At 72.5% G+C, this 11,125-nt stretch carries 10 protein-coding genes and 2 pseudogenes; 3 read left to right on the top strand and 9 right to left on the bottom strand.

What is annotated here, in order from left to right:
• A pseudogene (locus ACWEN3_RS31130) lies at window positions 1–764 on the top strand (ATP-binding protein); the annotation flags it as partial.
• Window positions 765–794: 30 nt separating this feature from the next.
• On the opposite strand, the gene nucS reads toward ACWEN3_RS31130, so the two are convergent.
• Window positions 795–1,466 carry an endonuclease NucS gene (gene nucS, locus ACWEN3_RS31135; RefSeq protein ID WP_452977417.1) on the bottom strand — a complete coding sequence of 224 codons (672 nt, stop codon included), beginning with the start codon at window positions 1,464–1,466 and terminating at the stop codon, window positions 795–797.
• 277 nt (window positions 1,467–1,743) lie between these two features.
• Between nucS and ACWEN3_RS31140 the strand changes: the two genes are divergently transcribed.
• On the top strand, window positions 1,744–2,136 hold the full coding sequence (locus ACWEN3_RS31140; RefSeq protein WP_452977419.1) for an SCO5389 family protein: 393 nt from the start codon (window positions 1,744–1,746) through the stop codon (window positions 2,134–2,136).
• A 118-nt stretch (window positions 2,137–2,254) separates the two neighbouring features.
• Here ACWEN3_RS31140 and ACWEN3_RS31145 read toward each other — a convergent pair whose 3' ends face one another.
• Window positions 2,255–3,283 (bottom strand): LLM class flavin-dependent oxidoreductase, encoded by a 1,029-nt coding sequence (locus tag ACWEN3_RS31145; protein ID WP_452977422.1) that lies wholly within the window; start codon window positions 3,281–3,283, stop codon window positions 2,255–2,257.
• A gap of 222 nt (window positions 3,284–3,505) precedes the next feature.
• Here ACWEN3_RS31145 and ACWEN3_RS31150 point away from each other — a divergent pair, with 222 nt between their 5' ends.
• Window positions 3,506–3,838, top strand: a complete 333-nt coding sequence (locus ACWEN3_RS31150) for an ATP/GTP-binding protein (RefSeq protein WP_452977425.1) — start codon at window positions 3,506–3,508, stop codon at window positions 3,836–3,838.
• A gap of 13 nt (window positions 3,839–3,851) precedes the next feature.
• Here ACWEN3_RS31150 and ACWEN3_RS31155 read toward each other — a convergent pair whose 3' ends face one another.
• The 7 genes and pseudogenes from ACWEN3_RS31155 to ACWEN3_RS31185 all read right to left on the bottom strand — a co-directional run.
• Window positions 3,852–4,718, bottom strand: a complete 867-nt coding sequence (locus tag ACWEN3_RS31155) for an ABC transporter permease (RefSeq protein ID WP_452977427.1) — start codon at window positions 4,716–4,718, stop codon at window positions 3,852–3,854.
• Window positions 4,715–6,055 carry an ABC transporter ATP-binding protein gene (locus tag ACWEN3_RS31160; RefSeq protein WP_452977429.1) on the bottom strand — a complete coding sequence of 447 codons (1,341 nt, stop codon included), beginning with the start codon at window positions 6,053–6,055 and terminating at the stop codon, window positions 4,715–4,717. The genes ACWEN3_RS31155 and ACWEN3_RS31160 overlap by 4 nt, the downstream gene beginning before the upstream one ends.
• Window positions 6,056–6,186: 131 nt before the next feature.
• Window positions 6,187–6,957 (bottom strand): ABC transporter permease, encoded by a 771-nt coding sequence (locus tag ACWEN3_RS31165; RefSeq protein WP_452977432.1) that lies wholly within the window; start codon window positions 6,955–6,957, stop codon window positions 6,187–6,189.
• A 3-nt stretch (window positions 6,958–6,960) separates the two neighbouring features.
• Window positions 6,961–7,914, bottom strand: a complete 954-nt coding sequence (locus tag ACWEN3_RS31170; RefSeq protein WP_452977435.1) for an ABC transporter ATP-binding protein — start codon at window positions 7,912–7,914, stop codon at window positions 6,961–6,963.
• Window positions 7,915–7,986: 72 nt separating this feature from the next.
• Window positions 7,987–8,187 (bottom strand): DUF3253 domain-containing protein, encoded by a 201-nt coding sequence (locus tag ACWEN3_RS31175; RefSeq protein ID WP_452977437.1) that lies wholly within the window; start codon window positions 8,185–8,187, stop codon window positions 7,987–7,989.
• Window positions 8,188–8,208: 21 nt separating this feature from the next.
• Window positions 8,209–9,141, bottom strand: a complete 933-nt coding sequence (locus ACWEN3_RS31180; protein ID WP_452977439.1) for a cellulose-binding protein — start codon at window positions 9,139–9,141, stop codon at window positions 8,209–8,211.
• A 184-nt stretch (window positions 9,142–9,325) separates the two neighbouring features.
• Window positions 9,326–11,125, bottom strand: a pseudogene (locus ACWEN3_RS31185) (hypothetical protein); the annotation flags it as partial.

Consider the following 11,125-nt stretch of genomic DNA (forward strand, 5'->3'; position numbering starts at 1 on the left):
GCCGCCGGGCCCTCGCCCTGGTCGCCGTCCGCGCGGGCGGGCTGCCCTGGGTGGTGGCCATGGCGGGCGAGGAACTGCCGGACGCGCGGCACGAGGAGTCGGCGCTGCCCCCGCCCTACGACACCCTGGTCACCCGCCGGCCCCTGGTCCCCCCGGCGCGGGGCATCGGCATCCGGCGGCTGGCCCGCCGCAACCTGGTGGCGGCCGGCTCCGGCGCGCTGCTCGCGGCGGTGCTCGGCACGGTCGTCACCCTCGGCATGACGTCCCACGAGAACGCCGACAAGAACCCCGCCGGCAAGGTCGACGTCAATCCGTCCGCCAGCCAGGGCACGGACGACGGCAGCCTGGGCGCGGACCCGAAGCAGGGGAGCGGCGGCGGTGGCGGCGCCAAGGCCACGGCCACCGCCCGCCCGACGAGCCCCGTCACCCACGGCACGACGGGCGCCGCGACGCCGCCGGTGCCCACGACGAGCCCCTCGGCCGACCCGGGCGGTACGCACGGGACGGGCGGCGGGCACACGACCCCCACGCCGTCCAGGTCGAGGACGACGAAGCCGACGACACCCACTCCGACCAAGTCGACTTCGTCGAGTCCGGGGAGTGGCACACCGTCGCCCTCGGGTTCCTCGACCACGCCGCCGCCCCCGACCACACCTCCCGCCACCACGACCACGGCCAGTGGGCCGGTGAAGTCCAGCGGCTCGGCGAGCGCGTCGCGGAGCGCCGCCTCGGGGTCGCCGAGCGGCCCGGGCGCGGTGCTGTAGCGCGGGGCCGTACGCCCGGGACCGGGGCGCTCAGAACAGCCGCAGCTTGTCGTCCTCGATGCCGCGGAGGGCGTCGTAGTCGAGGATCTGGCAGTCGATGCCCCGGTCGGTGGCGAGGACGCGGGCCTGGGGCTTGATCTCCTGGGCGGCGAAGACGCCGCGGACCGGTGCGAGGTGCGGGTCGCGGTTCAACAGCTCCAGGTACCGGGTGAGTTGCTCGACGCCGTCGATCTCGCCCCGGCGCTTGATCTCGACCGCCACCGTCCCGCCGTTCGAGTCCCGGCACAGGATGTCCACCGGGCCGATCGCGGTCATGTACTCGCGCCGGACGAGCGTGTAGCCCTCGCCGAGCGTCTCGATGCGGTCGGCGAGCAGTTCCTGCAGGTGCGCTTCCACGCCGTCCTTGATCAGGCCGGGGTCCACGCCGAGTTCGTGCGAGGAGTCGTGGAGGATCTCCTCCATCGTGATGATCAGTTTCTCGCCCGCCTTGTTGACGACGGTCCACACGCCCTCGTCCTCGCCCGCGCCCTCCTTGAGCGTGCAGGGCGGCGACATCCAGTTGAGGGGCTTGTAGGCCCGGTCGTCGGCGTGGATGGAGACGCTGCCGTCCGCCTTGACCAGGATCAGGCGGGGCGCCGAGGGGAGGTGGGCGGTGAGCCGGCCGGCGTAGTCGACCGAGCATCGGGCAATGACGAGACGCATGGTCGGCAACGCTACTCGACGCGCGCCGGTGCTCGCGATCCGCCCATCGGGCTCCCCCGGTATCGCCCCAATTGTCCCTGCAACCTCTTGTTCATCCCTGGCCGATTGTGGGCCTAACGAGACCGTTCCATATACGCAATCTGCTGGTGTGGTCACCTACCGTTGCCTACCGTAGGGAACGGGAGGTCGCGGTCCATGTACTGAGCGTGTTCGAAATCGCGAACTCCCTTTATCTGTCCGGCAACCCCTGCTGTTCGGGGGTGCGAGAGGAGTACCCATGTCGCTCGACGTCTCACCGGCCCTACTCGAACAGGCCGAGCGAGGCGAGGTCGACGATGCAGCTTTCGTCGACTGCGTCCGGACCTCCCTGCCCTACGCATGGGAGATGATCAGCTCCCTGGTGGCCCAGCTGAAGGTCGACGGCGGCCCCTTCGCCGACAACCAGACGCCCCCGCCGGACGAGCAGGCACGCGGTCAGCTGCTGCGTGCGCTCGCGAGTGATGCCATCCGCGGCGCGCTGCAGCGGCACTTCGGCGTGCGGCTGGCCTTCCAGAACTGCCACCGCGTGGCGGTGTTCCCGCCGGACGCCTCGGTGGACGAGACGCTGGCCCGCTTCACGTCGGTGCGCAGTCAGCTGCTGAACCAGTCGCCGGAGCTCCGGGACTGCTGACGCGCGCCTGCGGCGCGGTCGAGGCAGTGAGCCGCATGCTTGCCGCTCCATCCGGGGGAGGTGCACTCAGTAACTGGGGCGGCAAGCCACCGAGGAGGCTTGCGCGTTGCCGGCCGGGTCAGCGCAGCTGGGGCAGCACCTCGCTGCCCAGGCGCCGCAGGTTCTCCTCCGTCGCCGCGAGGTCGCCCGAGCCCTCGACGAGCAGGGCGAAGCGGGAGATGCCCGTGCGTTCCGAGGTGGCCGCGAGCCGGTCGGCGGCGAGTCGCGGGGTGCCCACCGGGTGCAGTCCGCAGAGCAGTTCGGTGTAGGCGTGCGGGTCGCGCATCGAGCGCGCCCGGCCGTCCACCGTCACATGCGCCTCCAGGCCCTGCTTCAGCCAGCCGGGCATCGCCTTCAGCAGGGTCTCCACCGCGTCCGTGCGCCGGTCGGCGAGCTGGCAGACCCCGGCCGAGACATGGCCGGCGGCCGCGATCTCCTCGGCGGCCCGGCCCGCCGCGCGGGCGGAGCGCCGCCACAGGGCGACCATCTCGGCCTTCTCCTCGTCCCCGATGTGCATGCCGAGCAGCATCGGCAGCCCGCGCTCGGCGGCCAGCCGCACGCTCCCCGGGGAGGTGCACGCGACGACGACCTCCGGCCCCGGGGTGTCCGTCAGGGCCTCCGACGGGCGGGGCACGACGGGCACCTCGCGGAAGGAGTACCGCTCGCCGTCGGCCGCCACGGACGGCTCGCGCAGCCAGCGCAGCAGCAGATCGAGCGACTCGGGGAACCCGCGTTCGTACGCCCCGAGTCCGGTGCCGAACACCTCCAGATCCACCCAGGGCCCGCCGCGGCCCACCCCCAGCGTGAACCGTCCGCCGCTCGTCAGGTGCAGCAGCGCGGCCTGCTCGCCGAGCGCGACCGGATGGGCGGTGGGCAGTACGCTGACCGCCGTGCCCACCCGGATCCGGCGGGTGCGGCCGAGCAGCAGGGCGGCCAGGGTGACCGCCGACGGGCACGTGCCGTAGGGCACGAAGTGGTGCTCCGCGAGCCACACGGAGTCCAGCCCGGCCTCCTCGGCGACCTCCGCCGAGCGGACCGCCCGGTGCAGGGCCTCCCCCTGGCCCTGGCCCGGGAACTGGGCGCCCAGCACAAAGCTTCCTACGTACATCTCGTTTTCCTGCTTCCTTGGCTCCGACCCGGAGCTCCCCCACCGGCATAACCGTCTGACACGTGCGCAGGACACGGCCTGGCGGAGTAATTTGCGGATTGTCTTCAGAATGAGTCGCCCTGGAGGGGGACTTGCACCGGTTGGCGCCGTACGGGTACCCCTCTCGGCGGCGCGTAGGCTGGATCCAGACCGTGCTTCCTGTATAGCCCCGAGAGGTGTCCCGTGTCCCCGCGTCGCAACCGACCGAAGGCCGCCGGCTCGTCCGGTCCGAGCGCCGAGGACGACCGCACCGGCCGGTACGGCGGCTGGCAGTCCACGGAGAGCTGGCGGGGCGAGGAGTGGAGCGTGCGTCATGTCGCCGGGGCGAGCGCCGAGGGCAAGACCTACCGCTGCCCGGGCTGCGACCAGGCGATCCCCTCCGGGGTCCCGCACGTGGTGGCCTGGCCGGAGCACGCGGGCGTGGACGACCGCCGGCACTGGCACAAGGCGTGCTGGAACGCGAAGGACCGCCGCACCACGCGGGTGCAGCGGCCCCGTAACGCGCCGAAGTTCTGAAGCCGCCTGGCGGTTACACGTCCCGCTTCTGCAGCAGCGCGAAGGCGCCGGCGTACGCGGCCGCCGTCAGGCCCAGCATGATCCACAGCGGTTCCCAGCCGGTGGGGCCCGAACCGCTCAGGGTGTTGTCGTAGAAGACGCCCAGCTGGCTCGGGATGGAGTACTCGAACAGGAACTCCTGCACCTTGTGCAGCGTGGACGTGGCCATGAACAGGGCGATGACCAGGGGCGCGAGCACCGCGCCGATCATGATCGTGATGCCGCCCGCGGAGTGCCGGATGATCGAGCCGACCAGCAGCGAGAGCAGCCCGAGCAGCGCGATGTAGAAGCTGACACCGACGGTGTCCTTGAACCACTCCCCGCCGGTGGGGGCGTGCGCGCCGGTGCCGGACAGCATGGACGCGTGGATCATGGCCACGAAGCCGGACGCGGCCAGGGTGACCACGAAGGCGACGAGGAAGAACACGATCGACTTGGCGGTGAGCACCCGGACCCGGCTCGGGCAGGCGGTCATCGTCGTACGGATCATGCCCGTGCCGTACTCCGAGGCCGTGGTGAGCACCCCCAGCGTCATGATGCACATGCTGCCGAGGAGCAGGCCGAAGAACCCGAAGGAGAGCGGGTTCTGGCCCTCCAGGGACGTCGAGTTCGCGTGGGACTTCACCACCGCGCCGGTCAGCAGGCCGATGCCGACGACGAGGAGCACGAACACGCCGAGCGTCCACATCGTCGACCGGACCGACTTGATCTTCGTCCACTCGGAGGCCAGCGCGTGCCCGAGGTGGGTGCGCACGACCGGGATCGGCGAGGTGTAGCCGGGGTACGAGCCGCCGGGCACGGATGCGGGCGCCTGCGGCATTGGGGGCTGGTGGGTGCTCATCGGGCGTCCTCGGGCTTGGTCAGGTCTGCGGGGGCGGAGGTGACGGCCGGGGCCGGGGCGGCGGGCGCCTGCTGCGGTGCGGGCGGGGCCGCCGGCGCCTGGGGCGCGACCGGAGCCGCCGGCCCGTCCGGCGCCTGCGGCTGCGGCTGGGCGGCGGCGGGGGACTGCTGGGCGTAGGGGTTGGCGGCGGCCGCCCCCGCGGCACCCGGAGCCGCCGGTGCACCCGGAGCCGCCGGCGTGCCGTACCCAGCCGCCGGTGCGCCGCCGTAGGGTCCCGCGGGCGGCTGCGGCATCGCGAACGGCTGCCCGCCCTGCTGGGGCGGCGGCGGGGCGTACCAGCCGGGCTGGCCCTGGCCGGGCACCGGCATGGGCGGCTGCGCGCCGGGCGGCAGCGGCTGCTGGAGGCCCGTCCGCTGGTCGACGGTCGAGCGGTAGTCCACCGCGCCCTGGGTCATCCGCATGTACGCCTCCTCCAGCGAGGCCTGGTGCGGCGACAGCTCCCACAGCCGCACGCCCGCCTCGTGCGCGAGGTCGCTGATGCGGGGCAGCGGCAGCCCGGTCACCCGCAGCGCGCCGTCCTGCTCCGGCAGCACATGGCCGCCCGCCTCGGTGAGCGCGCCGCTCAGCTTCTCGCGCAGCTGCGGCTCGGCGTCGGGGGTGCGCACGCGCGCGAAGTCGGCGGAGTTGGCGGAGATGAAGTCCTTCACGCTCATGTCGGCGAGCAGCTGGCCGCGCCCGATGACGATGAGGTGGTCGGCGGTCAGCGCCATCTCGCTCATCAGGTGGGAGGAGACGAAGACGGTACGGCCCTCGGCCGCCAGGGCCTTCATCAGGTTGCGCACCCAGAGGATGCCCTCGGGGTCGAGGCCGTTGACGGGCTCGTCGAACAGCAGCACCTGCGGGTCGCCGAGCAGCGCGGCGGCGATGCCGAGGCGCTGTCCCATGCCGAGCGAGAAGCCCTTGGACCGCTTCTTCGCCACCTCCTGAAGACCGACCACGCCCAGCACCTCGTCCACGCGCCGGGCCGGGATGCCCGACAACTGGGCGAGGCTCAGCAGATGGTTGCGGGCGCTGCGCCCGCCGTGCACGGCCTTGGCGTCGAGCAGGGCGCCGACCTGGCGGGGGGCGTTGGGCAGCCTGCGGTACGGGTAGCCGCCGATGGTCACCGAACCGGACGTGGGGTTGTCCAGCCCGAGGATCATCCGCATCGTCGTGGACTTGCCCGAGCCGTTCGGTCCGAGGAAGCCGGTCACGGCGCCCGGTCGCACCTGGAAGGAAAGGTTGTACACGGCGGTCTTGTCGCCGTACCGCTTCGTCAGGCCTACAGCCTCGATCATGCTCCGCACCCATCGAAAGGTTCAGGACAGCGGGGCACACGCCCCCGTAAGGGTTAGGAGGATATCGAGGCGCTGACGGTTCCGCCCAAAGGACGGTAAAGCCAAAGGTTCACGCTGGGTGGCCGACGGCCCTACTGGGCGTCCCTCCGCCGGAGCAGCAGGTACCCGCCCGCCAGTGCGGCGATCACCCACAGCACCATGATCCCGAGCCCGCCCCAGGGGCCGTACGGAGTGTCGTCCGCGCTCGGCACCACCTGCATGATCCGGCTGCCCGCCTGGTCCGGCAGGAACCGGCCGACCTTCTTGGTGGCGTCGACGTTGCCGAGGATGTTGGAGATCAGGAAGAAGAACGGCATCAGGATGCCGAGCGACAGCATCGGCGAGCGCAGCATCGCGGCGACGCCCATGGAGAACAGCGCGATCAGCGTCATGTACAGGCCGCCGCCGAGCACCGCGCGCAGCACACCGGGGTCGCCGATCGCCGCCCGGTACGGCCCCAGCATCGCCTGCCCGAGGAAGAACGCGGCGAAGCTCGTCGCCATCCCGACGGCCAGGGCGAGCACCCCGGCCACCGCGATCTTGCTGAACAGGAAGGTGCCGCGTCGCGGCACGGCGGCCAGGGAGACCCGGATCATGCCGGTGCTGTACTCGTTGGAGACGACCAGCACCCCGAACACGATCATGGCGAGCTGGCCGAGGCTCATGCCCGCGAAGCTGACGAAGGTCGGGTCGAACGTCAGCCGGTCCCGCAGCGGCATCGAGTCGAACTCGCTCCGGGACAGCGCGGAGATGAGCATCCCCAGGGCGACGGTGACGACCACGGCCACCGACAGTGTCCACACCGTGGACGCCACCGACCGGATCTTGGTCCACTCGGACCGGATGACCTGAACGGCCGTCATGCCTCACGCTCCCTTCCAGCCGGCGCCCCACTCCTGCCGGGCCGGCGCGGGCCCGGTGTGCGCGTGGTACTCCACCGTCTGAGCCGTCAGCCGCATGAACGCCTCCTCCAGCGAGGCCTGCTGCGGGCTCAGCTCGTGCAGCACGATCCCGTGGCCCGCGGCCAGCTCCCCGATCCGCTCGGCCTTGTCGCCCTCCACCTCCAGCGTCCCGCCGCCCGCCTCCACGGCGGTGATGCCCGCCTCGTGCAGCACGTCGAGCAGCCTCTCCCGCTGCGGCGAGCGGATCCGGACGTACGAGCGCGAGTGCTGCCGGATGAACTCGGCCATGGAGGTGTCCGCGAGCAGCCGGCCCTGCCCGATGACGACCAGATGATCGGCGGTCAGCGCCATCTCGCTCATCAGATGACTCGAAACGAACACCGTCCGGCCCTGGGCGGCGAGCGACTTCATCAGGTTCCGGATCCAGTGGATGCCCTCCGGGTCGAGCCCGTTCACCGGTTCGTCGAACATCAGGATCCGCGGATCCCCGAGCAGCGCCCCCGCGATCCCCAGCCGCTGCCCCATGCCGTACGAGAACCCCTTGGCCTTCTTCCCGGCCACGGCCGTCAGCCCCACGGCCTCCAGAACCTCGGCGACCCGGCGATCCGGGATCCCGTTGCTCTGTGCGAGGCACAGCAGATGGTTGTAGGCGCTCCGCCCGCCGTGCACGGCCTTGGCGTCCAGCAGGGCGCCGACGTACGTCAGCGGGTCCGTGAGCTGGGCATAGTGCATGCCGTCGATCCGGACGTCGCCGGCGGTGGGGTGGTCGAGCCCGAGGATCATCCGCATCGTCGTGGACTTCCCGGCCCCGTTCGGCCCGAGGAATCCGGTGACGACGCCCGGCCGCACGGTGAACGTCAGCCGGTCGACCGCGACCTTCTCGCCGTACCGCTTGGTCAGCCCCGCCAGCTCGATCATGCGGCCACGCTAGGACCGCCGCCGGGGGCCCGCCACTCGGGCGGAGGGCCGGGGCCCGGGCCGCGCCCCGCCTCAGGCCGGCCGGCGGATCCGGACCGGGCCGCGGGCCTCGGCGGGATCGACGGGAACACCGTGCCGGGTGATCTCCACCCGTCCGCGCGCCGCGAGCCGGGCCGCGGCCCGGCGCACGGATTCCATCAGCTCCCGCCACCCCTCGTCGCCGGACCCGCGCACACGTGAGGGGCGGCGGGACCGGGTCCCGCCGCCCCTCACGGCGTCGTACGGCTGCCCGAACTACCGGGACTGCTGAGCCGGAACGCCCCGGGAGACCGGCTCGTCGTCGGACGTGCCGGCCGCGGCGACCGCGGCACCGGTCAGCGTGGCCAGCATCTCGCGGACGTTGGTCAGCTGGGCGTTGATGCTGTCGCGGCGGTTGGTGAGCGCCGCCAGCTCCCGCTCGGATTCCGAACGGATGCGGTCGGCCTTGGCGTTGGCGTCGGCCACGATGTCCTCGGCCTGGCGCTGGGCCGTCTCCACCGTCTGGCGCGCGCGCCGCTCGGCGTCGGTGCGCAGCTTCTCGGCCTCCAGGCGCAGCTGCTCGGCGCGGTGCTCGATCTCCGCCAGGCGCTTCTCGGCCTTCTGCTGACGCGAGGCCAGGTCGCGCTCGGACTGCTCGCGGCGCTTGGCCAGGTTGGTCTCGAAGTCGGCGGCGGCCTGCGCGGCCTTGGCGCGGGTCTCCTCGAAGAGGGCGTCCGCCTCCTCCCGCTTGGACTGCGCGTCCTTCTGCGCCTCGGTGCGCAGCTGGGAGGCCTCGGTCTTGGCCTTCTCGACGATCCGGACGCCCTCGTCCTCGGCCTTGGCCTTGCGCTCGACGGCGTAGGACTCGGCGTCGTTGCGGACCTGCTGGGCCGCGGACTCGGCGAGGTCGCGGTGCTGCTCGGCCGCGCGCCTGGCCTCCTCACGAAGCTCCTTGGCCTCTTCCTCGGCCAGGCGCAGGATCTTCTCGACGCGCGCGCCGAGACCCGCGTACGACGGTTCGGCGTCACTGACCTGAGCCTGGGCGTTCTGCGTCTCGAGATGCAGCTCCTCGATGCGCTTCTCCAGGGCGGTGATGCGTGCTAGAGCGCTGTCACGGTCGGAGACGAGCTTGGAGATGCGTTCGTCCACCTGAGCGCGGTCGTACCCACGCCGCACAAGCTCGAAGCCGTAGGGGGAAGTGTCGCTCATGGGGTTCCTGTCGAATGAGACCGGTGAGGTGATAGGTGGAATCCTAGGGGCCGAAGCGGTGTGTCATCGAGCGGATACGTGTTTGATCTGGAGAATGACACCTCTTTTGGGTGGCTGACCGCCGGACGGCTTGCCAAGGACCAGGGCAAAGCTCCCCAGAACACACCGGAACGTACCCTATGCGCTAGCCTTCTGACGTCTTGCCACCCGAACGGGGGGCGCCCACGGTCGCGCCGGCCTTGACCCCGCCGTCCTTGCCGGACGCCGGGGCCTCGAAGGACTCCAGCGCCTCCAGGACGTCCTGGACCCGGGAGATCTCGGCGTTGATGTCCTCGCGCCGGCGCACCAGGATCTCCAGCTCGCGCTTGCCCTCGTCGACCGTGCGCCGGGCCTCGCGGATCGCCTCCGCCTTCAGCTCCTCGGCCTCCTTGACCAGGCTGGCCTTCTTCTGCTCGGCCTCCTTGAGCAGGCCCTCCGCCTTCTTGACGGCCGCGATCCGGACCTTGCCCGCCTCGGAGCTCGCGTCCGAGACGATCTCCTTGGCCTTGGCCTGGGCCTTCTCCAGCTGCTCCTCGGCGGCCTTGATGAGCGCGTCGCAGCGGTCGCCGGTGGACTTCATCGTCTCGGCGGCCTCGCGGCGGGCCCGCTCGTGCAGCTCCTCGATCTCGGTGGTGATGCGGTCGCGCAGCTCCTCCGCGCGCTCCCTGATGGCGGTGGCGTCCCGGCGGGCACCGACCAGCAGCTCGTCGGCGTCCGTGCGGGCCTTCTCCACCAGGGAGTTGCCCTCCACGGTCGACTCGGCGACGATCCGCTCGGCCTCGCTGCGGGCCGCGCCGACCATGGTGTCGGCCTGCGACTCGGCGTCCGCGGTGGCCTTCAGCGCCTGCGCCTGCGCCTCGGTGAGCAGCTTGTCGGCCTCGGCCGTGGTCTCGTTGATGAGGGTGTCGACCTGCTCGGCCGCCTCCGAGCGCCGCTTGTTGGCGTCCTTGCGGGCCTCGTCCAGGGTCCGCTCGGCCTCCTCGCGCGCGGTGCTGACGAGCCGCTCGGCCGCCGCCTCGGCGTCCGCCCTGAGCTGGCCGGACTCGATCCGCATCCGCTCGGCGTGCTGGCGGGCGGTGCCGACGGTCTCGGCGGCCTCGGCGCGCAGCCGCTCCGCCTCACCCGTCGCCTCCCCGATGAGCTGCTCGGCGCCCGCGAGGGCCTCCGCGCGCACCCGCTCGGCCTCGGCGACGGTCTCGGTCTGGAGCCGGTCCGCCTCGGCGATCGTCTCGGTCTGCAGCCGCTCGGCCTCGTTGCGGGCCTCGGTGATGAGCGTGTCGGCCTGGGTCGCCGCGTCCGAACGGATGCGGTTCGCGTCCTCGCGGGCGTCCGCGCGGGTCCGGGCCGCGGCCTGGTCGGCCTCGGCCAGCGCGTCGGAGGCCTCCGTGCGCACCCGCTGGGAGTAGTCGGACGCTTCCGAGCGCAGCCGCTCGGCCTCCGCGATCGCCTCCGCGACCGTACGCTCGGCCAGCCCCTTGGCGGCCTCCGTCTCCTCGTTCGCCTCGCGCCGGAGCCGGGAGGCGTCCTCGCCGGCCCGCTCCCGCTCGGCGTAGGCGTCGGCGCGGACCCGGTCCGCCTCCTCCTCTGCCTCCCGCCTCGTACGGTCCGCCGCGTGCTCGGCGGCCGAACGCAGCCCGACGATCTCCTCCTGCGCCTGCTCGTGCAGCCCGGAGACGGAGTCCCGTACCTGCTGCGCGTGCTGCTCGGCGGCGGACACCATCTCGGTGGCGCGCCGGTCGGCCTCCTCGACCAGCCGGATCGCCTCGGCCTGCGCCTCCTCGACGCGCTTGCGCGCGGAGGCCAGCAGCTCCTCGCTCTGCTCGCGGGCCCGCCGGCGCTCCTCCTCGGCCTCCTCGCGGGCCGCGCCGAGCAGTTCCTCGGCCTCGCGGCGGGGCGGGGGGGGGGCGGGCCGGCGCGGGGGCCGCGGGGCGGGGCGCGGGGTGGC

The organism is Streptomyces sp. NPDC004561 (assembly GCF_053602155.1).